Source organism: Oleiharenicola lentus (assembly GCF_004118375.1).
Lineage (GTDB): Bacteria > Verrucomicrobiota > Verrucomicrobiia > Opitutales > Opitutaceae > Lacunisphaera > Lacunisphaera lenta.
The window spans coordinates 670,433-694,119 of record NZ_SDHX01000002.1 but is presented as its reverse complement, the minus strand read 5'-3'; the positions used below and the strand labels follow the sequence as shown (position 1 = coordinate 694,119).

Genomic DNA, 23,687 nt, shown 5'->3' with positions numbered 1-23,687 from the left:
TTCCAGGCGATGATTTCCACCTACTTCTTCCAATTGGTCGTTAATAATCATCGCGACTTTAGGTGGACAGTTACGGCTTACCCATTCTTGGCGGGCCGTTATGAAATAGGAGTAACGGATGGTATGTTCAGTTTGATGGGAACTGGACTATTGTTCGGGCCAAGCGACAAAAGAGCCAAGGCTCCTCGATGGATAAGGCAATACAGCCGATTTTTCCCATCTAAACCTAGGCGGGCTGACTAAAACCAGGGTTTTAGACGTTAGGCTGGGCCGACTCTTGAGCAAAATCTGCGCTGTCGAAGGGACGGGATTGTGCGATGATACGGACAAACCCCGAGTCCCATGTCCTCCACGCTTCAGGCTTTCCGACTCCTCTCGGGCGGAGCCTGCCGGCGTGCCAACCCCCGGAGCCACGCCCCATGAACCTCGCGACCAACTACCTCGGTCTCTCCCTCAGGAATCCGCTCATCGTCGGTGCGTCACCGTTCTGCGACGAGGTGGACGGGGCCCAGCGCCTCCAGGACGCCGGCGCGGCGGCCATCGTCATGCGCTCGCTTTTCGAGGAGCAGATCGACCACCAGCAGCGCACGTTGTCGTACCTGCTCGACACCAGCCCGGGGGAAATCGCCTCTGGCGTGCGAGAGTTTTTTCCGTCCTACGCGGACTACCCGCTTTCGCCCAACACCTACCTGGAGCAGCTCAGCCACCTGAAGAACACGCTCAAGATCCCGGTCATCGCCTCGCTCTGCGGGCACCGGCCCGGGGCCTGGATCGACTACGCGCGCAAGCTGGAGCAGGCTGGCGCCGATGCCATCGAGCTGAACCTCTACCACCTCATCACTGACCCGCGCATGAGCGGCCGACAGGTGGAGGACGAGATGCTCGAGACCGTCCGCGACATCAGCGGCACCGTGAAGATTCCCGTGGCGGCCAAGCTTTCGCCCTTTCACGCGGCGCCCGCGCAGTTTGCCCTCGAGTTGGAAAAGGCCGGCGCGAAGGGCGTGGTGCTGTTCAACCGGTTCTACCAGCCGGATTTTGACCTGCAGGAACTCGAGGTGCATCCGCAGCTCAAGCTGTCGGATTCGTCAGAACTGCTGCTGCGCCTGCGCTGGCTGGCGGTGATCTCGCCGCACGTGAAGGGGTCGCTCAGCTGCACCGGTGGCGTGCATCGCGCCGAGGACATCATCAAGGCCTTGCTTGCCGGAGCCAGCACCGTGCAGGTGGTCTCGGTGCTGCTGAAGGAGGGGCCCCGCGTGCTCACGCAGCTGCTTGGCGGCATGCGAAACTGGATGACCCAGCGCGGCTACGAGGACCTCAACGACCTGCGCGGCGCGCTGAACCTCAAGCGTTGCACGAATCCCGAGGCGCACGAGCGGGCGAATTACATCAAGGTGCTGCAGAGCCGGGCCATTTAATCGGGGGTTGCCTGGGGGATGGCGGAGAATATGGGTCCTATACGACCTATAGGGCCGATGGGTCTGCAATTATGGCAGACGAAGGATTCATCCCGGCTCACGGTGGCTACGAAAGTCTCAAGGCCTTTCAGAAGGCGCGCATCGTCTATGATGGCACGGTGTGCTTCTGCCGGCGTTTTATGGATAAGCGCGACCGCACGATTGATCAGATGGTGCAGGCGGCGCGGTCTGGAAAGCAGAACATCCTCGAAGGCAGCCAGGCTTCGGGCACCTCCAAAGAGATGGAGATCAAGCTGGTGGGAGTGGCCCGGGCCAGTTTCGAGGAATTGCTCGAAGACTACCTGGACCACCTGCGCACGCATGATTTTAAGCTGTGGTCAAAGGACTGCCGCGAAGCACTCTACGTGCGCAAGCTCGGTGCCAAAGATGCGTCCTATGAGTCCTATAGGGCCTATTTTGAAACCCGACCGCCGGAGATCGTGGCGAACATCATGATTTGCCTGATCCACCAAACAAACTTCCTGCTGGACCGCCTTTTGATGCGGCTGGAGGCGGATTTTCTCAAGGAAGGCGGCATGCGAGAGCGGATGACGCAGGCCCGGCTGCGCAGCCGGGGGCGTAAATCTTAGAACAACCCCAGCAGCAGCGAGGGCCACACACCGAAGAGCACGATGAGTGCGGCGGCGATCAGCAGCGACAGGCGTGCGGGCAGGGGCACGCGCACCGGGGCGGCGTCTGCCGCTACTCCTGCGACGAGCGCCTGCTTCAGGATCAGCAGGTAGTAGTAAAGCGCCACGGCGCTCAGCGCGATGGCGAGGATCACGAGCCAGCCGGCGGGACCGGCGAGGCCGCCGACCTTGAGCACGGAGGCGAAGACCGCGAACTTGCCGAAGAAACCGGCGAGCGGCGGGATGCCGGCGAGCGAGAGGATGAAAATCGCGAGACAGCCGGCGAGGAAGGGCGAGCGCTTAGACAAGCCGGCCAGATCGGTGAGCGATTGAACGCGTCCTGAGGATTCCAGCGCGGCGATGACGCCGAAGGCGCCGACCGTGGCAAGGCCGTAGGTGGCGGCGTAGTAGAACAGCGAGCCAGGGCCGACGCGGCCGGCGGCGAGCACGCCGAGCAGGAGCGCGCCGGCGTGGGCGATGGCGGAGTAGGCGAGCAGGCGGCGAACGTTCGACTGCGCGAGGGCGCCGATATTGCCCAGCAGCAGCGAGGCGCCGGCGATCAGCGCGACCACCGGGGCCCAGCCGACGGTGATCGGCGTGTGGGCCACCGTGCCGGCGGCAGCGCCGAGTCCGGGCCAGAGCAGGCGGGTGAAGAGCACGAGGCCGGCGAGTTTCGAGGCCGAGGCAATGAGCGCGGCGGCAGGGGCGGGCGCGCCCTGATAGACATCGGGCGCCCAGAGATGGAAGGGCGCGGCGGCAGCCTTGAAGCCGAAGGCGGCGAGGATCATCACCAGCGCCACGATCAGCAGCGGCGACTGGGCCTGGGCGAGGTGGGCGGCGATGTAGTTCAGGTTGATCGAGCCGGTCAGACCGTAGAGCAGGCTGAAACCGAAGAGCAGGAAGGCTGCAGACATGCCGCCAAACAGGAAATACTTGAGCGCCGCCTCGGCGGAAGCCGGGCTGGTCTTGTCGAAGCCGGCCAGCGCGTAGAGCGAGAGGCTGGCCAGTTCGAGCGCGACGAAGGCAACGAGCAGGTTGTTGGCTGCGGCCATCAGGCTGAAGCCGGTGGTGGCAAAGAGCAGGATGGCGGTGAACTCGGCGGGATGACGGAGTTTCGCGGAGTGCGGCAACAGCGCCAGCGCAAGCACGGCGAGGCCGATCACGCCGGTCCGCGTGAGGTTGGCCAGCTGGTCGTAGAAGAAGGCGCCGCCAAAGACGCGTCCCGTGGCACCCAGGGTGGCGGCTTCGTAGCCGGCCATGAGCAGCGCGATGGTGCCGAGCAGGAGGGCCACATGATGGCGGTTGGCCGGGCGGTGGCGGGCCCAGGCGAGGTCGAAACCCAGCACGAGCAGGGCGCCGGCCACGAGATGGATTTCGGGGCGCAGGGCGTGGAAGAGTCCGGCGTAGTCGGCGGTCATGAGGCACCTCCGGTCAGGATGGACTGGAAGACGGGCGACTGGAGCGCGGGGCGGATCCAGTTGAACAGGGTATCGGGGCTGAGGCCGAGGTAGATCGTCGCGCCGAGCAGAAGCAGGGCCCCAAGCTTTTCGGGCCAGGTGATGGGCGGGAAATCGTGGTGGTGGGCGTTGCTCTCAACGCGCTCAAGCGCGTGGGGGACGCCGCGCTCCACCTTGCCGAAGAACGACACTTGGATGGCGCGCAGCGTGAAGGCGGCGGCGATGAGGACGCCGGTGGCCGCGGCCAGAGCCCAGACCGGGTTGGCCTGCCAGGAGCCGATGAGGATGGTCAGCTCGGCCGGGAAGCCGCTGAAGCCGGGGATGCCCATGGAGGCGAGGCCGGCGAGCACGAACACGACGGCGGCGAAGGGCATCAGCTTGTGCAGCGGCATCGCGCGCAGGTCGGCGAGGCGGCGCGTGTGGGTGCGCTCATAGACCATGCGGCCGACGACGGCGAAGAGCAGGCCGGCGACGACGCCGTGCGAGAACATCTGGAAGACCGCGCCGCTCACGGCGGCCGGGTTGGCGGCGGCGAGGCCGAGGAGCACGAAACCCATGTGGCTCACGCTCGAGTAGCCGATGACGAACTTGAAGTCCTCCTGCACCAGCGCCACGCAGCCGGCATAGAGGATTCCGGCGATGGCCAGCCACGCGATATAAGGCTGGAGCAGGGCAAAGGCCTCGGGGGAGAGCGGCAGGGCCACGCGCAGGCAGCCGTAGGCGCCGAGTTTCATGACCACGCCGGCCAGCAGCATCGAGGCGGCGGTTGGTGCGGCGACATGGCCGGTCGGGGCCCAGGTGTGCAGCGGGAACATGCCCGCGAGCGTGGCGAAGCCGGTGAAGACCAGCGCGACCACACCGACCTGCGAGGGGAGGCCGAGGCGGCCGGTGGCGGCGATGAGTTCGGGAAAACCGAAGCCCGTGGCGTGGCCAGCGCCGTAGGCCCAGAGCAGGCCGGCGAGGACGAGCGCGCTACCCGCAAAGGAGTAGAGCACGAGTTTCATTGCGCCGTATTCGCGGTTGGTGGAGCCCCAGTTCGCGATGAGGAAATACTTCGGGACGATGGCGATCTCGTAGAAGACAAAGAGGACGAAGGCGTCGGCGCTGAGGAACACGCCGTAAACGCCGCCGATGAGCGCGAGGTAAAGCGCGAAGAACTCGCCGGTGCGGTGCTCGATGTTCCAGGAGAAGAGCACGCCCGCCGTGGCCGCGAGGCCGGTGAGCACGAGCAAGGTCAGGCTGATGCCGTCGGCCGCGAGGTGGTAGCGGATGCCGAGCTCGGGAATCCACGCGGCGTTGACGAGTTCCTGCAGGCCGGCGGTCGGCACGAAGCTGCGGGCGGCGGCGAGGGTGATGCCCCAGGCGGTCAGGGCGGTGAGGAGAGCCACGATCCGCGCCGCCGCCGCCGAGCGCGTCCCGGCCGCCAGCGCAAGGGCCGCGCCGAGGAAGGAAACGTAGATGGTGCAGGGCAGGGCGTTCATGAGGCGGAAGGTGGAGTGCTGAGCGCGGAGTGCTGAGCGCCTGTGTTCGGGATATCGTAACAACCTTCGATACCTGTCACTCTGAGCGAAGCGAAGAGTCCAGCAGGAGCTTCGTCCGCGCAGCCAGTTTCGAAAATTCTTCTGGATCCTTCGCTGCGCTCAGGATGACAGGTGGCGAATGTGGCAGCGGCATTCATGGCAGGGAGGTCGCCCAGGCGGTGACGAGCGGATTGATGAGGCCGGCGAGAAGCTGGGGCCAGATGCCGAGCGCGAACATGAGCACGAGGAGCGGAAGCAACGTGGCCTTCTCGGTAAAATCGAGGTCGCGGAAGCCCACGCCGGCCCCCGCCGCTGGGCCGTGAAAGACGCGTTGCCAGAAGGTCAGGAGGAAGAGCGCGGTGGCGAGCAGGCCGAGCGTAGCGATGGCGGCGATCCAGGGGGTCAGGCCGAAGACGCCGCGGAAGATGAGGAACTCGCCCACGAAGCCGTTGAGGCCTGGCAGGCCGAGCGAGGAGAACAGCGCGATGCCGCAGAAACCGGCGAAGACCGGCGCGGCGGAGCGCACGCCGCCGAAGTCGTGGAGGCCGCGTTGGCCGCCGGAACGGTCTTCCAGCACGCCCACGCAGAAGAACAGCGCCGCGGCGGAGAGGCCGTGGTTGAACATCTGGAGGACCGCGCCGCTCAGGGCGGCGGTCGTGGCTGCCGGGTTGCTGGCGCCGCCGGCCGCGACCGCGAAGAGCGCCAGCAGGCAGTAGCTCAGGTGGTTGATGGAGGAGTAGGCGACGAGCCGCTTGAGGTCGGTCTGCCGCATCGCGGCGAAGGCGCCGAGCACCACCCCGGCGAGGGCGAGCCAGAGCAGGGGCGTCGCGGCGGCCTGCAGCGGTTGCGGGAAGATCGGCCAGAGGATGCGCAGGAAACCATAGACGCCCATCTTGGACATCACGCCGGTGAGGAACATCGAGGTGCCGGTCGGGGCCTCGGCGTAGGCCGGGGGCAGCCAGGCATGGAAGGGGAAGAGCGGAACCTTGACCGCGAGGCCGAGGAGGACGCCGAGGAAGACGGCCTGCGGCCATAAGCCGCCGAAAGTGGCGAGGCGTTCGGCAATCATCCCGGCCCGGGCGAGCGCGGCGAGTTCGGTGAAATCAAAGGTGCCGGTGGCGGCGTAGAGGGCGGCGAAGCCCAGCAGCATGAAGGCGCTGCCGCCGATGGTGTAGATCACGAACTGGTAGGCGGCGCGGGAAGAGCCGGGGCCACCCCAGAATTTGATCAGGAAGAAGGCCGGCACGAGGCTCAGTTCCCAGAAGATGAACCAGGGGAAGAAATCCAAGGCGAGGAACACGCCGAGGGCGCTGCCCTGCAGGAGGAGGAAGAGCGCACCGTGGATGGCCGGGCAGCGAGCGGTGCGCGTGGTGCCGAGGAGCGCGAGCGGGGCCAGCAGGCCGGTGAGCAGCACGAGCACGAGGCTCAGGCCGTCGAGGCCTAGGTGGTAACGGACGTTCAGCGCCCGAATCCACGGTTGTTTCTCCACGAACTGCAGACCGGTGACCGCCGGGTCGAAGCGGGTGAGCGCGAGGAGGCCGAGGGCGAGGGTGGAGAGGCTGAAGACGATGGGCAGCAGGCGCCCGAGCCGGGGCGAAAGTTTGCAGCGCAGCAGGAAGACGAGCAGTGCGCCGATCCAAGGGGTGAAGACAATCCAGGAGAGGAGGCTCATCGCGCACCTCCGAGGCGTTTGACTGTAGCCGCGTTGGAACGAAGCGACAACGTGGTTGAATCAATCCACCACGCTTTCATCCCGCCGGTGCGGGATTCAAGCGCGGCTACGAGAAGGCGCGAACCCTGATTCATCGCGCACCTCCCAAAATCACGAGGATGAGCAGGAACACCACGCCGAGGGCGAGCGTGCGAAGGTAGCCGTGGGCGTCACCGGTCTGGGCCTTGGAGTAGGCGGTGCCGGTGCCGCGGAGCTTTTCGCTGGTAGCGTCGAAGCCGCCGTTGAGCACCTGCTCGTCGGTGTCACGTCCAGTCGAGCCGGTGAACTCACCGAGCGCGGCAAGGAAGCGGACGGCGCCGTCCCAGACCCATTTTTCAAGGAAGGCGCTGAGCGAGGCGAAGGCGTCGGTGAGTCGGATCACCGTGGCGCCGTAGAGTTCGTCGAAGCCGAGGCGGGCGGCCAAAGCGGCGATGACCCCGGGGGCCTGGGTGGCGAGCGGATCGGGCGAGGTGGCGGTGGCGCGCGGGCGGCGGCCATACAGCGCCCAGCCGGCGCCGATGCCGATGGCGACGAGGACCACCGAAAGGCCCATCAGGCCGGCGCCTTCGAAGAGGGAGTGGCCATGGACCTCGGTGCGACCGAGCAGTTTGGCGTCAAGCCAGGGCCAGGCGGGCGTGTTGAGGAAGCCCAGACCGATGGCGCAGACGGCGAGGATGACGAGAGGGAGGGTCATCGCCGGTTTGTTCTCGTGGGCGTGTTCGGCGGCGTGCGAGCGGGGTTTCCCGAAGAAAGTTTCGGCCATCAGGCGCGTGTTGTAGAAGGCGGTGAGCACCACGCCGAACAGGGCGACGTAGAAGGGCAGATGGGAAACCTCCCAGCCGTGGGCGGCGTGGAGGATGGCTTCCTTGGACCAAAAACCGGAGAAGAGCAGCGGCACGCCGACCAAGGCCATCGTGCCGATCGTGAAGGTAATGAAGGTGACCTTCATCTTGCCCGACAGCCCGCCGAGTTGGCGGATGTCCTGCTCGTGGTGGGCGGCATGGATGACGGAGCCGGCGCCGAGGAAGAGCAGGGCCTTGAAGAAGGCGTGGGTGAGCAGGTGGAAGATGGCTGCGACCCACGAACCGACGCCGAGGGCCAGCATCATGTAGCCGAGCTGGGAGACGGTGGAGAAAGCGAGGATGCGCTTGATGTCATTTTGCGCGACAGCGATCAGGGCGCCGAGCAGGGCCGTGATGGCGCCGATGAAGGCAACGACGCTCAGTGCATGGACCGGGACTCCGGCCAGCCCTTGGTCGGCGGACATCAGCGGGAAGATGCGTGCGATGAGGAACACGCCGGCGGCGACCATCGTGGCGGCGTGGATGAGGGCGGAGACGGGCGTCGGGCCTTCCATCGCATCGGGCAACCAAACGTGCAGCGGGAACTGGCCGGACTTGCCGACGGCGCCGCAGAAGAGCAGCAGGCCGATGGCGGTGGAGGCGGCGAGACCGCACGGAAGCAGGATAGAGAGATTGGCCAGCGCGGCGGGTTCGAGGATGCCCGCGCCGCCGTCGTAGAAGAGCAGCGTGCCCTGGGCGTCCTGCAGCCAGAGCAGGCCGAGGAGGAAACCGAGGTCGCCGATGCGCGTCGTGATGAAGGCCTTCTTGGCGGCAGCCGCCGCGGCGGGTTTGTGGAACCAGAAACCGATGAGCAGGTAGGAGGCGAGGCCGACGAGTTCCCAGCAGACGAAGAGCAGGAGCAGGCTGTTGGCGACGAGCAGTCCGAGCATCGCGGCGGCAAAGAGGCTGAGGAAGCAGAAGAACTGTTTGGCGTTGCGGTCCTCGTGCATGTAGCCGGTGCTGAAGATGAAGATCAACAGGCCGACGAAGGTGACCATCACGCACATGAAGGCCGTGAGCGGGTCGAGCAGGAAGCCAAGGCGGAGTGACGTGGCCCCGAGATCGAACCAGGCGAAGTTGAACACCTGATGCGCGGCGTGATCGGCCAAGGCCCCGGCGAGGGCAAGGCACGAAAGCAGGAGAGAAGCGCCCATCGCTCCGATCGCGGCGCCGGCGGCGAGGGAGCGTCCGCTGCGAGGCGTCAACGCGCCGACCGCCGCCGCGGCGAGCGGCAGAGCGGGGATGAGCCAGAGGTGTTGCGCGGCCAAGGTCATGAAAGATTTTCCGCGGATGTCGCGAATGGACGCGGACGAACCGATTCGCTTCTGCGTGTCATTCTGAGCGGAGCGAAGAATCCAGAATGACGTGCGCAGGCGGTCGTGCCGCTGGATTCTTCGCTGCGCTCAGAATGACAGGTTCCGGGAATTATGAATTTATCCGTGTTCATCCGTGTAATCCGCGGTAGTTCAGCCTTTGAGCGAGTTCGCCTCCTGCAGGCGGATGGACTTCCGGTGGCGGTGGATGGCGATGACGAGCGCCAGGCCAACGGCGGCCTCGGCGGCGGCGACGGCGATGGCGAACAAAACGAAGATCAGACCGGTGCCGGCCTCGGGGTGCGGGCCGTAGCGCCAGAAGGCGATGAAGTTGAGGTTGGCGGCGTTCAGCATCAGCTCGATGCCGAGGAGCACGAGGATGGTGTTGCTGCGCGACAGCGCACCGGCGAGCCCGACGCAGAAGAGCAGGCTGGAGAACAGGAGGCAGAGTTGCAGCGGGCTCACGGGGTATCCTCCGGTTTGTCGCTGGCGGCGATGACCATCGCCCCGAGCAGGGCGACGGTCAGCAGCACGCCGACAATGAGCAGGGCCGCGGCGTGTGGGCCCATGAGCAGGTGGCCCAGTTCCTTCACGGAGACCGCGGGATTCGTCGCGGCGGTGTGCACATCAAGCGGGCTGCCCAAGATCGCGCCGACCAGGAGTCCGCCGACGCCACCGGCCACGACGAAGCCGAAGACGCCGCGCTTGAGGGAATCGAACTCCACCGGCGCGGTCGTCGCACCCTGACGCGTCAGCAGCACGGCGAAGAGCACGACCATCGAGACCGCGCCAACATAAACCAGCACCTGGGCGAAGGCCACGAACTCGGCCCCGGCCCAGAGGTAGAAGGCCGCGATGCCCGCCCAGGCGCCGACAAGCAGCAGCACGCTGTGGATCAGATTTCGGAGGACGAAAGCTGAGATCGCAGCGGCGAAGGTCAGGAGGGCGATGATGGCGAGGGCGATCACGGGGATTTCAGATTTACGATTTACGAGTTACGATTTGGGCATGCCCAAGCATGGGCCTGTCGCCGACGGAGATCCGGCAATCGTAATTCGTAACTCGTAAATCGTAATTATGCATACCGGTAGGTCCGCGGACCACGGCCGGGGTTGAGGCGGCGGGCCAGCAGGAGGAAGGGGATCACGATGAGGGCCGCGGAAACGGCCCAGCGGACCGCGAGCATCGGTCCGGACCAGCCGGGGGTGAGGGCCCAGAAGGCGCCATTCACGAGATTGATCAGGGCCAGCGGCACGAGGAACTGCCAGGAAAGGCGCGTCAGCTGGTCGATGCGCAGGCGGAGCAGCGTGCCGCGCACCCAGATGAAGAACACAATCATGCCGGCCAGCTTGAGCATGAACCAGAGGTAGGACGGGATGAACTCCAGAAAGGCGAACGGCGCCTGCCAGCCGCCGAGGAAGATCGTGACGCCGAGCCCACTGAGGGCGGTGAGACCGAAATACTCGGCCATGAAGAAGAGCGCGTATTTGAAGCCGGAGTATTCCGTAAGGTGGCCGGCGATGAGCTCGCTCTCGGCCTCGGGCAGGTCGAAGGGCGAGCGGTTGCTCTCGGCGAGCGCCGCGATGAGGAAGATGATGAAGCCCGCGAAGCCCCACGGCGTGAACACGTGCCAGTGCGGGAGAAAACCGAAGATCCAGCCGCCCTGGGCTTCGGCGATCTCGCGGAGGGAGAGCGTGCCGACGACGAGCACGGCGGGGACGACGGAGAGAATCAGCGGCAACTCGTAGCTGATGAGCTGGGCGAGGGCGCGCATGGCGGCGAGCAGGGAGTATTTGTTCCGGCTGCCCCAGCCGGCCATGAAGATGGCCAGCTCGGTGGCCGTGCCGGCGGCGAAGAAGTAGAGTAGCGCGGCGTCGAGTTCGACCGGGATGAGTGCGCGGCCGAAGGGCAGCACGGCGAAGCCGAGCAGCGAGAACGCCACGATGCAGACGGGGGCGAGGAAGTGCAGGACCTTGTCGGCGGCGTCGGGAATGACGTCCTCCTTGGTCAGCGCCTTCACGGCGTCGGCGAAGGGCTGGGTGAGGCCCCAGAGCTTGTGTTTCAGATGGAAGGGCAGGATCGAGAGTTTCGGCACGCCCGCGCGGTTGGGGCCGAGGCGATTCTGGAGGCGGCCGAGGAGCTTGCGCTCGGCGATGGTCGTGAAGGCGAAGAACAGGCCAAAAAACGTCAGGATGACGGCGATCGTGAGCAGATGGTGGACGAGCCACTGGAGCGGGGTCGGGAATAGCTCCACGATCCAGTCGCGCACGACGAGCGGAATGACTTCGAGGAAATCGCTCATGGCCGGGAATCCTCCGGAACCACACCCCGGCGCTTCGCGCCACCCCTCTCAAGAGGGGATCTCAGGCTGATGGAAAGCTGGTCGGAAATCCCCTCTGGAGAGGGGTGCCCGACAGGGCGGGGTGTGGAGGTCATGCTGAAGGGCCTCCGGTGGTGGGCGGCAGGGTGGGCGCTGCTCCCGCGGCCGGTTTCGGCGCCGCCGCTTTCGCAGCCGCCGCAGCCGCGGCGGCCTTGGCCTTTTCCTCGGCGGCCTTGCGTTCGGCGTTGAGCCGGGCGTCCACCTCGGCGGCTTCCTCGGGGTGGATCTGGTGGAAGTAGGTGTTGGGCTTGGCGAGCTGCTCGCGGTTGAGGAGCAGGCCGGTGAAACGGTCGGTCGCGGCAATCTCGAACACCTGGTCCATCTTGATCGCGTCGAACGGGCAGACCTCGACGCAGAGCTGGCAGCTCATGCACACGGCGGTGTCGATGGCGAAGACGGCGGGGTAGATCTGGGGCTTGCCGGTGGCGTCGGGTTTCTTGTCCTTGCTCTTCTCGATGTAGATGCACTGCGGCGGGCATTCCTTCTCGCAGATCTGGCAGGCGACACAGCGCAGCGTGCCCATCGGGTCGGTGGCGTTCTCCGTGACGAGGAACGGGAAATTGCGGTAGGCCGCCGGAAGCTTGGCGGGGACGTCGGGGTATTCCTGCGTCACCATCCGGGCCGGGTCATGATAGCTCCCCACGAAATTTTTCGCGGTGACTGCGAGGCCTTTGAGGATGCCGGAGCCGAGCATGGTGGGATTTTTGATTTTGGATTCTCGATTTTCGATTGATGGAGACGGTCAGCCGGCGCGAAGCGAGAATACGGCTGGGCGATTCGCCGGCGTCGGGCCGGCAATCGAAAATCGAGAATCAAAAATCGAAAACAGGTTCATCGGTCTACTTCTCCCAGGACGATGTCGATGGAGCCGAGGATGACGACGGAGTCAGCGATGGTGTGGCCAAGGCACATGTCCTCAAGGAGGGTGAGGTTGATGAGGGAGGGCGGGCGGACGCGGTAGCGGTAGGGATTCGGGCTGCCGTCGCTGACGAGGTAGAAGCCGAGTTCGCCCTTCGGGCCTTCGAGGCGGCCGTAGGCTTCGCCGGCCTTGGGGCGGAAACCGCGGAGCTTGGCCTTGGGGTCCATGATCGGGCCGGCGGGCAGGTCGCGGAAGGCCTGCTGGAGGATTTTCACCGATTCGCGCATTTCGAGGATGCGCATCATGTAGCGGTCGTAGGTGTCGCCGTGCGCGCCGAGCGGGACGCGGAAGTCGAAGCGCGGGTAGAAACCGGTGCCGTCCACCTTGCGCAGGTCGTAGTCCACGCCACTGGCGCGGAGAATGGGGCCGGTGATGCCGGCGTTGATCGCGTCGGCGGCGCTCAGGCGGCCGACGCCCTGGGTGCGGGCGAGCATGATCTCGTTGCCCGTGAGCATCGTCTCGTATTCGTCGAGGAAGCGCGGGAAGTTGTCCACGAGCGCCTTGGCCGCCGCGAGCCACTCGGGCGAGGGGTCCACGCGGCAGCCGCCGAAGCGCTGGTAGTTGCACATCATGCGCGAGCCGCTGAGGGCCTCGAAGAGGTCGAGGATCTTCTCGCGCTCACGGAAGGCGTAGAGGAGCGGAGTGAACGAGGTGCCGAGGTCGTTGAAGAGGAAGCCGACGAGGCAGCTGTGGTTCACCAGGCGCGTGAGCTCGGCCATGATGACGCGCAGGTATTGGGCGCGGTCGGGGACGGTGAGACCACCGAGCTTCTCGACCGCGAGCGCGTAGGCCCAGTTGTTCGTCATCGAGCAGAGGTAGTCGAGCCGGTCGGTGTAGGGCATCGACGCCAGGTAGCTCGTGGACTCGGCGATCTTCTCGTGGTTGCGGTGGAGGTAGCCGAAGACGGGCTTGAGCTTCACGATGCGCTCGCCGTCGAGCGTCACGATCATGCGAAACACACCGTGGGTGGACGGGTGTTGCGGGCCCATCGAGACCTCGAGGAGGTCGCCGTGGAACTCGTCGTGCACGGCGCGGACGGTGGGGCCGGCCGGGCCGCCGAGCGGCCCGGAGGAACCCTGAGACTGGGAACCTGAAACCTGAGGAGGGTTCATGGCTTCGCCTCCGGTTGAGTGGTCGGATTGGCCGGCGACACCGTTCCGGGCTGCTGGCCGGCCGGTGTTTGTCCGAGCCGGTCGCCCGGCAAAGGATAATGGGCCTTCGCCCGCTCGTGCACGACACCGTGCGGGGTGGGCTCCCACTCGAAGTCGTCGGGGGCGACGTAGTCCTTGCGCATCGGGTGGTCTTTGAAACCGTCCCACATGAGCAGGCGGCGCAGGTCGGGGTGGCCCTCGAAAATGATGCCGTAGAGGTCGTAGATCTCGCGTTCCTGGAAATCGGCGGAACGCCACACCGGCGTGAGCGACGGCAGCGTGACCTGGTCGGAGCGGTTAACGGTGCGCAGGCGCAGGATGACGGGCGCGGTGCTCTTCAGCGCCATCGAGTAGAGGTGATAGACGGCCTCGAGATAGCCGGGCTGAAGGCGCTTGGTCTTTTCCTCGACGACCTTGGCCGGGCCGCCGGCCGGGTCGGGCACGGAGACCTTCTTCGTCTCGATGATCTCCTTGTCGGGCCAGTCGAGGCCAGTGACGTTGGAGCAGTAGTCGAGCTTCACGAACGGGTCGTCCCGCAGGAAGAGCGCGATCTCCCGCGCGGACGCGGCTTCGAGCAGCAGCGAATGCTCGGGCGAAGCGCCGGGATTGAGCACAAGCTCGACCTTGGCCGCGGGGAAGCGGGTCAGGAGGCGGTCGCGGAGTTGCTCGAGGGATTCCATGTCAGGGTTTCCGCGGCAGGGAGGGCGGCGAGAAGAGGGCGGGGTTGTTCGGCGGCTGGAGGTCGTGCGCGCCGTAGTCCGGAATGGGGAATTCGCCGGGGTTTTCCGGGCGGAGGTGGCGGGCGGTGTCGGGGCCGGCGAGGCGCTCGGCCTTGATCTTCTCCTGCAGTTGGGTGAGCCCGTGCAGCAGCGCCTCGGGGCGCGGCGGGCACCCGGGGATGTAGATGTCCACCGGGATAAAACGGTCGATGCCCTTCAGGACGTTGTAGCCCTGCTTGAAGGGGCCGCCCGAGATGGCGCAGGCGCCCATCGCGATGCAGTATTTCGGTTCGGGCATCTGGTTCCAGAGGCGGACGACGAGCGGGGCCATCTTCTTGGTGACGGTGCCGGAGACGATCATGAGGTCGGCCTGACGGGGCGAAGGGCGGAAGATCTCGGCGCCGAAGCGGGCGATGTCGAACCGCGCCGTCGCGGCGGCGATCATCTCGATGGCGCAGCAGGCGAGGCCGAACTGGAGCGGCCAGATGGAATTGCTGCGGCCCCAGTTGTAAAGTTCCTCAAGGCTGGTGAGCAGAATGCCGTGGCGGCGCAGGTCCTCGCGTTCGGCATCGGACAGGTTTCCCGCAGCGGGAAACCCTGCTACAGGCTCAGGGCGGGCGGCGCCCGAGGACGGAAGTGAGGAGGCGTCGCTCATGGTCATTTCCACTCCAGGTGGCCGCGCGCCCAGGCCCAGACGAGGCCCTCGGCGAGAAGGAGGATGAATACCAGCATCGCAATCAGCGCGCCTGATGGGAGGCCGGTCATGGCGACGGCGAAGGGCAGGAGGAACAGCACCTCGACGTCGAAGATGAGAAAGAGAATCGCATACAGATAATAGTGCGCCTTGAACTGGATCCACGAGTCGCCGGTCGCCGGGAGGCCGCATTCGTAGGTGGCGTTCTTGACCGGACCGGGGCGGCGCGGTTGGAAAAACTTCACCCAGAGCCAGGCCACTGCGAGCAGCAGGAGAGGGAAGGCGAGGGCGACGCCGAGGAAGAGAGCCAGGAACGCGTGGGGATGCTCGCTCATGGAAGAGCCCCGAGCATTGAAAAAGTGCGGCGGGGTTCAATGGCGAAGCAGCTCCGCCGTTTGCCAGAAGCTGCTCATCTCTTGTGGTCGCGCGGCATGAGCCCCGAGACCAGCGTAGGAATCGCCGGCGATGCGGTCGCCAAAACATGCGCAGCTCCGGTCAACGCGTGCCGAGCGCTCGCGTGCCGGATGTGGCAGGATGAGGCTGCCAACCATATCCTCCAACCCCATCCCACCATGGCCACGCTTGCCGATCGTCTTCCCCTCAATGTCGCCGGACGTTTCTACGTCGATTCGTCCTGCATCGATTGCGACCAATGCCGCACCGAGGCGCCCGATTTCTTCGAACGCGATGCGGACACGGGCACGTCCTTCCTGAAACGGCAGCCGGACACGGCCGACGATGTTGCGCTGGTGCAGCAGGCGGCGATGAACTGCGCCACGGGCTCCATCGGCGACGACGGTGCGTGAGTATTTAGTAGCTGCGTTGGAGCGCAGCGACAACGTGGCCACGCTTTCGGCCCAGGGCCTCAAGCGCAGCTACGAATTCACGCCTTCAGCCACGGCAGCTTGTCGAGGTCGGCGTTGCCGCCTGTCACGATGAGGCCGATGCGCTGGCCGGTGAGCGGCACGCGTTTCTCCAACAATGCCGCGTAGGGCACGGCGGCGGACGGCTCGATCACCATGTGCAGCGCGTCCCACACGGCGCGCATGGCGGCGACGATGGCTTCCTCGGAGACAGTGACGATGTCGTCCACATGCTGCTGGATCAGCGGGAAATTCTTTTCGCCCGTGCAGTTGGTGCGCAGGCCGTCGGCGATCGTGGCGGGGGTCGGAATTGAGATGCGGCGTCCGGCGCGGAAGGACTGTTGGACGTCGTTGGCCAGCTCGGGCTCGACGCCGATCACGCGGATGCCGGGATGGATGGCCTTGGCGGCCACGGCGGTGCCGCTGAGCAGCCCGCCGCCGCCGACGGGACACAGAATGAGGTCGAGGTCGGGCATGTCTTCGAGCAGCTCGATCGTTGCGGTGCCCTGACCGGCGGCGACGCGCAGATCATCGAAGGGGTGAACGATGGTGGCGCCCGTTTGCTTCGACACGCGCGCGCAGGCGGCCTCGCGGGCGGTGAGGTTGGGCTCACAGAAGGTGATCCAGCCGCCGTAGTGGCCGACGTTCTGCACCTTGGACTGGGCCGCGCCGGCGGGCATGACGATGTGGGCGGTGATGCCGCGCAGCTGGGCGGCGCGGGCGAGGGCGGCGGCGTGGTTGCCGGAGGAGTGGGTGACGACGCCGGTGGCGGCTTCCTCGTCGGTCAACGAAAAGACGGCGTTGCAGGCGCCGCGGGATTTGAACGCACCGGCCTCCTGGAAGTTCTCGCACTTGAAAAACAGTGACGCGCCGACGGCCGCGTCGAGCCGTTCGCTCGTCAGCACGGGCGTGCGCTTGATGAACGGGCGGATGCGTTCGTGGGCGTCGCGAATGTCGGCGAAGGTCAGTGTTTCAGACATCACCGGCATGTCATTCTGAGCGGAGCGAAGAATCCAGCACGATATTCGCTACGGCCGTTATGCTGGATCCTTCACTTCGTTCAGGATGACAGGTTACGATGTTTGCATTTCTGGACCGGCCTTCTAGCCTGCGCACATGACCGTCAAAAAGCTGCTCCACACCCGCATGCGCGTGAACGACATCGAGCGTTCCGTGAAGTTCTACACCGAGGCCCTTGGCCTGACCGCCTCGCGCCGGCACACCTCGCCGCGCGGTGCCCAGCTGGTGTTCCTCGCCACACCCAACAGCGACGAGGAGATCGAACTCTGCCAGATGCCGCCGGGCGCCGAGCCGGTGAAGGTGCAGCCCGACCTCATGCATCTCGCGTTCGAAGTGGAAAACCTTGAAGCCTTTGCCGCCGCGGCCGCGAAGAAAGGTTACGCACTGAGCGACGGTCCGACCAAGACCGGCAGCGGCTCGGTGATCGCCTTCATTGACGCACCCGAGGGCTACGAGGTGGAGCTGATCCAGAAGGCGAAGTGAGCGTGGCCGCCGCTGAAGCCGCTGAGCGTCCGGGCTGGGTTTCGGCCTGGCCCGATGCTCTCGCTTTCGTCGGCGGGCTGGCGCTGGCCTGGTATGCCGGGTGGCAGACCACGGATCTGGTCTGGAGCTTGTGGCTGTCGAGCCTGGGCATTGGTTACGCGGTGATTGTGTGGTCGGTATTCAGTCCGGCCCTGCGGTTGCAGCGCGAAGGCAGTGCCGGAGCCGCGGTCGCCGCCCTGATCGGTGGGGTGTTCATGCTCGCCTTCTTCACCGTCCATTTCGGCATGTTTCACTTGGTGCACTCGGTGTTCCTGAACATGTTCTTCCCGGTCGGACCCAAGGTGGCGGGACTGTTCAACCTCGAGCTGTATGCCGAGGTGGTGCAGCGCTACTGGTATTTCCTGCCGATGGCGCTGCTGGCGGAACGGCAGGCTTTCCGGTTCGCACCCCTGCCGCCCGCGCCCCCGCCGACCTCGGTGAAGGCGGCCGACATCGAGGCGCGGAAGGCGCGGAACGCGCTTTCCTCCCCGGCCAGCTCAGTGGCCGGACCCTACAAGAACGTGGTCCGGCTGCACCTGCTGATCTTCTTCTTCGCGGGCGCGCATTTCCTGAAGCTGGACAGCTTCCTCGTCTACGCGGTCGTTTATGCCGTGTATTTCTTTCCGTGGCGTCTGCTGGCCGGCGCGAAACCGGCCGCGTCAGGCTAACGGCCGCCGAACTTTCGCTCCCACGAGAACAAGTATTGCTGGGCCAGTCCGGCGAGGGGACCGAAGTGGGTGCGGCCAAAATGCGCGACCTGCGCCGGCTTCCAGCCGTCGAGGCCGTAGCGGCGGGCGAGGGACTTCAGCACCCACGTGTCCACGGGAAAGGCTTCGAGTTTGCCGGCGCCGAAGAGCAGCACGCAGTCGGCGACCTTCTCACCGACGCCGGGCAATTCCATCAGCCGGGCCTTGGCGGCGGGGTAGGGCAGGGCCTCGGTCTCATCGAGCCAGCCGGGATGCTTGGAGAGGAATGTCGCCGTCTCGGAAATGTAGCGGGCCCGGAAGCCCAGCAGGCAGGCGCGGAGATCTTTCTCGGGGATCGTGGCGATTTCGGACCAGGTGGGGAGACGGTGGCAGGTGGAGGGCTCAGCTCCTGCTGAGCCGCGGCCCAGCGGGAGCTGGGCCCTCCAAGGGGGCAATGATTGGCCGTGCCGCTCGGCCAGCAGGGCGACCATCTGCTTGATCTGGACGATCTGCTTGGTGGCGCTGCAGAGGAAGCCGAGAAGGGTTTCGCCGAAAGGTTGGCGGAGGATACGGAGATCCGGGAAGGCGGTGATGCAATGGGCGAGATGGGTGTCGCTCCGCCACGGGAGGGAGTTGGTGAGCGCGGTCCAATCCAGTTCGTGGGCAAGGTAGCGGCGGAGATCGGCGGCGGTGGTGCCGGGGGTGCCGCGCCATTGCAGCCCGGTGTCGCCGAGCCGGAGTTGGACGCAATGCGTGGACCAGGTGCCGGTCCAAATGTTGTTCGCCTCGTTCCAGCGAAAGGCTTGGCCGCCGTCGAGGGTCTCGCGGAGGACGTCAGGTGACGGAGCCCAGCCGGGCAGCGGCTGCCAGTCGGAGAATCCCTTTGAACTTCCGGAGCGGGTCATTCTGAGCGGAGCGAAGAATCCAGCGTATGCGGATGCGATGGGCGGTTGCCTCTGGATTCTTCGCTCCGCTCAGAATGACAGGACAGGGTTACCTGCCCGTTGGCTTCTCCCACAAGTAGCTCTTCTCGGTGGCGAGGACTTTGCCGTCGGCGTCGGTCAGCTCGAGTTTCCAGGCGACGGGGTCGGCTTTGGCGTCCGGCCAGTCGGGACCCGTGAGACCGAGGTGGAAGACGGTCGCACCGGCTTTGAGCGCGGGGGCGAAAGTGAAGGTCTGCGGCTGGGCGGCGGTGTGGGTGATGACCTGCAGCCGGGCGGTCACGGGGCGGGCGGCGGCCGGGTTGGTCACGCGCACGAGGAAGTAGTAGCCGCCGCGCTGTTCGGGGTGCGTGCGGAGCACGGCTTCGCCGCCGGTGTTCTCCTTGCCGTCGAAGTATTCGGAGATGCGCTTGAAGGACGCGGCGTCGCGCCAGCCGGTGAAAACGCGGACGATGGTGAGGTCGGTTGCGGACGCGGTGCAGAGCCCCAGCAAGAGGAAGAGGAGACCGCCACGGATGACACGGATAAGCACGGATGAAAGATGCGTTCAGGGTTTTTGAAGGTAAACCCTTTTGTATTGGTGCAGGCCGAGCAGGGAAGGTTCCCAACCTTTCACGGAAGAGTGGATCAGGTAGGCACGGGTGCCGAAGAACACCGGCGCGACGGGGGCCTGTTCGAGGAGCAGGATCTCGGCCTGCTGGAAGATCTCGCGGCGGGCAGCAGGATCGGGTGTGGCGGCGGCTTGGGCGATGAAGCGGTCGTAGTCGGCGGAGGCCCAGCCGGTCCAGTTGTTGCCGCCGGTGGAGACGAAGAGGTCGAGGAAGGTGACCGGGTCCACGAAGTCGCCGATCCAGCCCGCACCGGAGAGCGTGTAGTTGAGCGTCTGCTGGTTCTGCACCCAGGTCTTTTGCTCGAGCGGCGCGAGGGTGAGCGAGACGCCGAGTTCCTTGGCCCACTGGGCCTGCAAGACCTCGGCCACGCGCGGCTGGTGTTCGTCGTTGCGGACCTGCAGTTCGAGCACGGGCAGGCCGCGGCCGCCGGGAAAACCGGCCTCAGCAAGCAGGCGGCGGGCGGCCTCGAAGTCGGTCGGCACCGAGGCGCGTGCGGTGTAGCCGGCGCAGTCGGGAGGAGTGAAACTGCGGGCGGGGGTGCCGGCGCCGCGCAGCACACTCGCGGCGATGGCGTCGCGGTCCACGGCGAGCGAGAGCGCGCGGCGGACGCGGGCGTCGGTGAAGGGCGGACGCGTGGTGTTGAAGCGCAGGAAAATCGCCTGCAGGAACGGATCGAGGCGCAGCGCGGCGGGGTTTTCCCTTTGGTAGGTTGCGAGCTTCGAGGTGGGCAGGCCGTAGGTAAGATGCACCTGGCCGGCGCGGAAGTTGCGTTCCTCGACGTCGGGGCTCTCGGTGGGGAAGAAGATGATCTGGCTGAGGCGCACACTTGCGGCGTCCCAGTAGGCCGGGTTCTTGGCAACGACGAGGCGGGCGCTGGGCGTCCACTCGGCCAGCGTGAAGGGGCCGTTGCCGACGAGATTCTCCGGACGCGTCCACGCGGACTGGCGGCGGTTGGCGTCGCCGAATTTCGCCAAGGCGCGGGGGTTGACGGGAAACCAGACGGGCTGGGCCGTCAGCGCGGGCAGGAAGGGCGTGGGACGTTCGAGCGTGATGCGCAGCGTGCGGTCGTCGAGGGCTTCGGCACCGAGCGCGGAAAAGTCGGTCATTTGGCCGGCGTTAAGGGCGGCGGCGTTCTTGAGCGGGTAGAGGAGGTAGGCGTATTCGGCGGCGAGGGCGGGGTTGAGCACCCGTCGCCAGGAGGCGACGAAGTCATGGGCGGTGAGCGATTCGCCGTTGGACCATTTTGCCGTGGCGCGCAGGTGGAAGGTCCAGGTCAGGCCGTCGGGCGAGGCCACCCAGCGCTCGGCCACGCCCGGCACGGGTTGGGAGGAGCGTTCGTCCAGTGCGCACAGGCCCTCGAAGAGCGCGACAGCGATATTCTGGTCGGTGTAGGCGGCGATGAGCTGCGGATCGAGTTCCTGCGGCTCGGCGAGGTTGCCCACCAGCAGCGTGCCGGTGCGGAGGCCGGCCTCGGCGGGGGTTTCACGCTTGGCGCAACCGCCGAGCAGCACGAGGTACGGAAGAATCAGGGTCAGACGGCGTAACACGATGGATACGTTGGGCTTTGCCGCGACCGGCGCAAGTGACGAAGCGGGCAAGTTTCGCCGGTTTGCGCCGATATACGGGGGCTTAGTGAGCAGATTGTCATCACCTTCCGCCGGTCGGAATGCCCCGCCGGCCGCCTCGGCCATGCTGGAGCGGCACGGCGCGGCGCTGCGCACCTATCTGGGCACGCTGCCCGGGGCGGAAGCGGCGCGTGCGGAGGCCGTGCTGCTGGCCTTGCCGCGCGAATTGGAAAAAGCGGGTGAGCTGGATGACGATCCGGCGGTGTGGCTGTTCGCGCACGTGCGCCGGCAGATGCTCGGGGCAGGTCAGCGCGGCGACGTGCTGCTGGGCGAAGCGGCCGGGGCGGCAGACGAGGAGGAAAGCAACGAAGGGCAGGATGCCCGCGTGGCGGTGCACCGGGCCTTTGCGCGCCTCACTGCCAAGCAGCAGGAGGCGGTACGCCTGCGGTTTCAGTTTGGCTTCAACCCGGAGGAAATGGCGCGGATCACCGGCTTGTCGCTGGGCGGCGCGGAAGGCCTGATGGAGCATGCGCTCAGCCGGATTGTGCAGGCGATGCCTGCGACGCAAGGCAAGGCGGCCGTGCGAATCACGGACCCGCGGATCATCGGCTACGCGCTGGACGAGATGGGCGCGGCGGAGAAGAAAGCTTTTGTCGAAGCCGCCTCCGGCGGAAAGGACCTGCTGGAAACGGCCGACACGATCCGGCGCGCCGTGCGCACGCTCACCGAGATTTTGCAAAACGGCGCACCGCCGCCGCGGCGGAAGCGGAGCGGTGGAGTCCCGGTCACCCGGGTGATCCTCGGCGTGGCCGCGCTGCTCGCGGTGGCCGGTGCCGTCTGGTGGTGGGCGAAGGGACGCGGTGAACCTGTCCAAGACTCAAAGCCGGCACCGTCCGTCGCTGCGCAAGAAGGTGGTGAAGCGCAGGAGGAGCACGCGCCGGAGGCCGACGGCGTGGCTGGCAGCCTGCGGACACGGAAGCGGGAGCTGCGTCCGGGCGAGGCCGAGTGGGAGCGCAAGGCCTTTGGACGCGGCTCCGGACAGGCCGCAGGGCTCGCGGGCGGCGGAGGCGGAGCGGCGGAGTCTGCGGGTGATTCGAGTCCGCGCGAAAGCAGCGGCGGGGGAACGGGGTCTCAAGCGAGCATCGATTCGCCCGGCGAGCCCGAGCCGGAGCGGGGAGCGCGGGATCGCGAAGAGCCGGCGGCCGTGTTGTTGCCGGGCGGAGCGGGTGGGGCGGGCGCGGTCTCGGGGGCCTTGCCCGACAAGGCACCGGCGGCGGGGTCCGGCGCTGCGACCGGCACGCCGAACGCGGAGTCACGCGTGGTATTTTCCGGGAAGCCGGCGTCCGTAAACTTGCCGACCTCGAAGGGAACGGCGCGTCCGCCGGAACCGGGTTTGAAGGACCTGCAGCACGCCCTGGCCCGGGGCGAGTGGTCGGCTGCGCAGCGGGTGAGCCCGGCCGCGCTGCTTCGGCAGGTGCCGCCGGAGTGGCCGGCGCCCGGCGCGCAACCGGTGCCGTTGGCGGTGCAGATGGAGATGGCGCCTTCGCCGTTCACGCCGGGGCGGCAGGTGATGCGCGTGGTGGTGCAGGCGAAGCCGGCGGCGCCGCCGGTGCGTCCGCCGGCCAACATCGTGTTCGCCATCGACGTTTCCGACTCGATGAACGCGCCGAACCGGTTGCCGTTGGTGCAGGCCGGAGTGCGGCTGCTGGCGGAGCGGTTGCGGCCGGATGACCGGGTGGCGGTGGTGACCTACGCGGCTGCGGCGCAAGAGGTGCGCGGCAGCGAACCCATCGGGGTGGGCGGCCGCGAGTTGCGCGCCGCGCTGGCCGGTTTGTCGGCCGGGGGGCGCACGAACGGTTACGAGGGGCTGATGCTGGCTTACGACACGGCGCGCGCGGCGCGCCGTGCATCCGGCATCAACGCCGTGATTCTCTGCACCGACGGCAATTTCAACCTCGGTGAGACCGACGAGCAGGCCCTGGCCGCGCTGGCCAACCGGTTCGCCGCCGAGGGCATCAAGCTCAGCGTGTTTGGTTTTGGGCGCAGTGACCGCAACGACCTGCGCCTGGAGCTGCTCGCACGGGCAGGCGGCGGCCAGAGCTGCTATGTGAACACCGAGGAGGAGGCCGAGCGGTTGCTGGCGGGGCAGGTCGCGGGCCTGCTTGAACCGGTGGCGCGCGAGGTGGACTGGCGGGTGAGTTTCAACCCGGAGCGGGTCGCCGAGGCGCAACGGCTGGGCGGACAGGACGGAGAAGTCGCGAGCGAGCTGCTGCCCGGCCGCAGGCTCGCCGCGGTTTACGAACTGAACCTGCGGGCGGAGGCCGAAGCGGCCGTCGCGACCCTGGGCAGGGTGCGCGTGGATTTTCTCCCGGCGGGTGAGAGGCGTCCGGCGCTGATGCAGCAAACACTGGCCGCGCCGTCGCGCGACTGGGCGCAGGCTTCACCGGGTTTCCGTTTTGCCGTGGCCATGGTCGAGCTTGGGCGCATTCTGCAGGCGGAGCCGGCCCAGGCGCCGCCCGCGTTGGATCAGTTGGAACGCTGGGTCGTCGCGCACCTGCCCGACGACGCGGGCGGGTATCGCCGGGAGCTGCAGGAGACCTTGCGCATCGCGCGGGAAGCGGCCGCGCGCGGATCAGATCAAGCGCGAAAATCACCTGAATAAAAAGGTCTTATCACCCGGTTTTCGGTTG

The 23,687-nt window shown here is 66.6% G+C and carries 22 protein-coding genes; 6 read left to right on the top strand and 16 right to left on the bottom strand.

Translation table 11 applies throughout. The features are described 5' to 3' along the window. The first annotated feature begins 419 nt into the window (after window positions 1–419). A complete protein-coding gene (locus ESB00_RS16775) occupies window positions 420–1,415 on the top strand; it encodes a dihydroorotate dehydrogenase-like protein (RefSeq protein WP_129048940.1) in 996 nt (331 codons plus the stop codon). 71 nt (window positions 1,416–1,486) lie between these two features. Continuing rightward, window positions 1,487–2,044, top strand: a complete 558-nt coding sequence (locus tag ESB00_RS16770; protein ID WP_129048939.1) for a four helix bundle suffix domain-containing protein — start codon at window positions 1,487–1,489, stop codon at window positions 2,042–2,044. On the opposite strand, the gene ESB00_RS16765 is transcribed toward ESB00_RS16770, so the two are convergent. The 12 genes from ESB00_RS16765 to ESB00_RS16710 form a co-directional block, all read right to left on the bottom strand. After that, the gene (locus ESB00_RS16765) at window positions 2,041–3,501 is read right to left on the bottom strand and encodes an NADH-quinone oxidoreductase subunit N (protein ID WP_129048938.1); all 1,461 of its coding nucleotides are present in this window, start codon (window positions 3,499–3,501) and stop codon (window positions 2,041–2,043) included. The genes ESB00_RS16770 and ESB00_RS16765 overlap by 4 nt on opposite strands. Further along, window positions 3,498–5,021 (bottom strand): complex I subunit 4 family protein, encoded by a 1,524-nt coding sequence (locus tag ESB00_RS16760; RefSeq protein ID WP_129048937.1) that lies wholly within the window; start codon window positions 5,019–5,021, stop codon window positions 3,498–3,500. Before ESB00_RS16760 ends, ESB00_RS16765 begins: the two co-directional genes overlap by 4 nt. 193 nt (window positions 5,022–5,214) lie before the next feature. After that, entirely contained in the window at window positions 5,215–6,732 is a 1,518-nt protein-coding gene (locus ESB00_RS16755; RefSeq protein ID WP_129048936.1) for a complex I subunit 4 family protein, read from the bottom strand. Window positions 6,733–6,862: 130 nt separating this feature from the next. Beyond that, a complete protein-coding gene (gene nuoL, locus ESB00_RS16750) occupies window positions 6,863–8,887 on the bottom strand; it encodes an NADH-quinone oxidoreductase subunit L (RefSeq protein ID WP_129048935.1) in 2,025 nt (674 codons plus the stop codon). Window positions 8,888–9,079: 192 nt separating this feature from the next. Then, entirely contained in the window at window positions 9,080–9,391 is a 312-nt protein-coding gene (gene nuoK / locus ESB00_RS16745) for an NADH-quinone oxidoreductase subunit NuoK (RefSeq protein ID WP_129048934.1), read from the bottom strand. After that, window positions 9,388–9,894, bottom strand: a complete 507-nt coding sequence (locus ESB00_RS16740; RefSeq protein ID WP_129048933.1) for an NADH-quinone oxidoreductase subunit J family protein — start codon at window positions 9,892–9,894, stop codon at window positions 9,388–9,390. Before ESB00_RS16740 ends, nuoK begins: the two co-directional genes overlap by 4 nt. Before the next feature lie 107 nt (window positions 9,895–10,001). Beyond that, window positions 10,002–11,228 carry a complex I subunit 1/NuoH family protein gene (locus ESB00_RS16735; protein WP_129048932.1) on the bottom strand — a complete coding sequence of 409 codons (1,227 nt, stop codon included), beginning with the start codon at window positions 11,226–11,228 and terminating at the stop codon, window positions 10,002–10,004. Between the two features lie 130 nt (window positions 11,229–11,358). After that, window positions 11,359–12,000, bottom strand: a complete 642-nt coding sequence (locus ESB00_RS16730) for a 4Fe-4S dicluster domain-containing protein (RefSeq protein ID WP_129048931.1) — start codon at window positions 11,998–12,000, stop codon at window positions 11,359–11,361. Between the two features lie 137 nt (window positions 12,001–12,137). Beyond that, window positions 12,138–13,214: an NADH-quinone oxidoreductase subunit D gene (locus tag ESB00_RS16725; RefSeq protein WP_342791797.1), complete on the bottom strand. Its 1,077-nt coding sequence runs from the start codon at window positions 13,212–13,214 to the stop codon at window positions 12,138–12,140. Window positions 13,215–13,333: 119 nt separating this feature from the next. After that, window positions 13,334–14,056: an NADH-quinone oxidoreductase subunit C gene (locus tag ESB00_RS16720; RefSeq protein WP_129048929.1), complete on the bottom strand. Its 723-nt coding sequence runs from the start codon at window positions 14,054–14,056 to the stop codon at window positions 13,334–13,336. A 1-nt stretch (window position 14,057) separates the two neighbouring features. Then, window positions 14,058–14,672, bottom strand: coding sequence for an NADH-quinone oxidoreductase subunit B (locus ESB00_RS16715; RefSeq protein WP_246026528.1), 615 nt, complete (start codon window positions 14,670–14,672; stop codon window positions 14,058–14,060). A gap of 80 nt (window positions 14,673–14,752) precedes the next feature. Next, entirely contained in the window at window positions 14,753–15,124 is a 372-nt protein-coding gene (locus ESB00_RS16710) for an NADH-quinone oxidoreductase subunit A (protein ID WP_129048927.1), read from the bottom strand. Window positions 15,125–15,220: 96 nt separating this feature from the next. On the opposite strand from ESB00_RS16710, the gene ESB00_RS20045 reads away from it, so the two are divergent. Next, the gene (locus ESB00_RS20045; RefSeq protein WP_246026511.1) at window positions 15,221–15,595 is read left to right on the top strand and encodes a ferredoxin; all 375 of its coding nucleotides are present in this window, start codon (window positions 15,221–15,223) and stop codon (window positions 15,593–15,595) included. A gap of 77 nt (window positions 15,596–15,672) precedes the next feature. Here ESB00_RS20045 and ESB00_RS16700 read toward each other — a convergent pair whose 3' ends face one another. Beyond that, complete coding sequence (locus tag ESB00_RS16700; RefSeq protein ID WP_129048926.1) at window positions 15,673–16,632, bottom strand: pyridoxal-phosphate dependent enzyme; 960 nt, start codon at window positions 16,630–16,632, stop codon at window positions 15,673–15,675. Between the two features lie 136 nt (window positions 16,633–16,768). Between ESB00_RS16700 and ESB00_RS16695 the strand changes: the two genes are divergently transcribed. Next, window positions 16,769–17,155 carry a VOC family protein gene (locus tag ESB00_RS16695; protein WP_129048925.1) on the top strand — a complete coding sequence of 129 codons (387 nt, stop codon included), beginning with the start codon at window positions 16,769–16,771 and terminating at the stop codon, window positions 17,153–17,155. Then, window positions 17,152–17,862 carry a DUF6498-containing protein gene (locus ESB00_RS16690; RefSeq protein WP_129048924.1) on the top strand — a complete coding sequence of 237 codons (711 nt, stop codon included), beginning with the start codon at window positions 17,152–17,154 and terminating at the stop codon, window positions 17,860–17,862. The genes ESB00_RS16695 and ESB00_RS16690 overlap by 4 nt, the downstream gene beginning before the upstream one ends. Here the strand turns inward: ESB00_RS16690 and ESB00_RS16685 are convergent. From ESB00_RS16685 to ESB00_RS16675, 3 genes are all read right to left on the bottom strand, one after another. Then, window positions 17,859–18,785 (bottom strand): DNA-3-methyladenine glycosylase family protein, encoded by a 927-nt coding sequence (locus ESB00_RS16685; protein WP_129048923.1) that lies wholly within the window; start codon window positions 18,783–18,785, stop codon window positions 17,859–17,861. The genes ESB00_RS16690 and ESB00_RS16685 overlap by 4 nt on opposite strands. Before the next feature lie 88 nt (window positions 18,786–18,873). Then, entirely contained in the window at window positions 18,874–19,353 is a 480-nt protein-coding gene (locus ESB00_RS16680; RefSeq protein ID WP_129048922.1) for a hypothetical protein, read from the bottom strand. 15 nt (window positions 19,354–19,368) lie between these two features. Beyond that, window positions 19,369–20,979, bottom strand: coding sequence for a peptide ABC transporter substrate-binding protein (locus tag ESB00_RS16675; RefSeq protein ID WP_246026510.1), 1,611 nt, complete (start codon window positions 20,977–20,979; stop codon window positions 19,369–19,371). Window positions 20,980–21,121: 142 nt separating this feature from the next. On the opposite strand from ESB00_RS16675, the gene ESB00_RS16670 reads away from it, so the two are divergent. Then, window positions 21,122–23,659 (top strand): VWA domain-containing protein, encoded by a 2,538-nt coding sequence (locus tag ESB00_RS16670; protein WP_129048920.1) that lies wholly within the window; start codon window positions 21,122–21,124, stop codon window positions 23,657–23,659. The last annotated feature ends 28 nt before the right edge of the window (window positions 23,660–23,687 follow it).

Excerpts from the sequence above, each read along its gene's own strand:
- ESB00_RS16775 (WP_129048940.1), top strand. The coding sequence starts at position 420 with ATGAACCTCGCGACCAACTACCTCGGTCTCTCCCTCAGGAATCCGCTC.
- ESB00_RS16770 (WP_129048939.1), top strand. The coding sequence starts at position 1,487 with ATGGCAGACGAAGGATTCATCCCGGCTCACGGTGGCTACGAAAGTCTC.
- ESB00_RS16765 (WP_129048938.1), bottom strand. The coding sequence starts at position 3,501 with ATGACCGCCGACTACGCCGGACTCTTCCACGCCCTGCGCCCCGAAATC.
- ESB00_RS16760 (WP_129048937.1), bottom strand. The coding sequence starts at position 5,021 with ATGAACGCCCTGCCCTGCACCATCTACGTTTCCTTCCTCGGCGCGGCC.
- ESB00_RS16755 (WP_129048936.1), bottom strand. The coding sequence starts at position 6,732 with ATGAGCCTCCTCTCCTGGATTGTCTTCACCCCTTGGATCGGCGCACTG.
- nuoL (WP_129048935.1), bottom strand. The coding sequence starts at position 8,887 with ATGACCTTGGCCGCGCAACACCTCTGGCTCATCCCCGCTCTGCCGCTC.
- ESB00_RS16735 (WP_129048932.1), bottom strand. The coding sequence starts at position 11,228 with ATGAGCGATTTCCTCGAAGTCATTCCGCTCGTCGTGCGCGACTGGATC.
- ESB00_RS16730 (WP_129048931.1), bottom strand. The coding sequence starts at position 12,000 with ATGCTCGGCTCCGGCATCCTCAAAGGCCTCGCAGTCACCGCGAAAAAT.
- ESB00_RS16725 (WP_342791797.1), bottom strand. The coding sequence starts at position 13,214 with ATGGGCCCGCAACACCCGTCCACCCACGGTGTGTTTCGCATGATCGTG.
- ESB00_RS16720 (WP_129048929.1), bottom strand. The coding sequence starts at position 14,056 with ATGGAATCCCTCGAGCAACTCCGCGACCGCCTCCTGACCCGCTTCCCC.
- ESB00_RS16710 (WP_129048927.1), bottom strand. The coding sequence starts at position 15,124 with ATGAGCGAGCATCCCCACGCGTTCCTGGCTCTCTTCCTCGGCGTCGCC.
- ESB00_RS20045 (WP_246026511.1), top strand. The coding sequence starts at position 15,221 with ATGAGCCCCGAGACCAGCGTAGGAATCGCCGGCGATGCGGTCGCCAAA.
- ESB00_RS16700 (WP_129048926.1), bottom strand. The coding sequence starts at position 16,632 with ATGTCTGAAACACTGACCTTCGCCGACATTCGCGACGCCCACGAACGC.
- ESB00_RS16695 (WP_129048925.1), top strand. The coding sequence starts at position 16,769 with ATGACCGTCAAAAAGCTGCTCCACACCCGCATGCGCGTGAACGACATC.
- ESB00_RS16685 (WP_129048923.1), bottom strand. The coding sequence starts at position 18,785 with ATGACCCGCTCCGGAAGTTCAAAGGGATTCTCCGACTGGCAGCCGCTG.
- ESB00_RS16670 (WP_129048920.1), top strand. The coding sequence starts at position 21,122 with ATGCTGGAGCGGCACGGCGCGGCGCTGCGCACCTATCTGGGCACGCTG.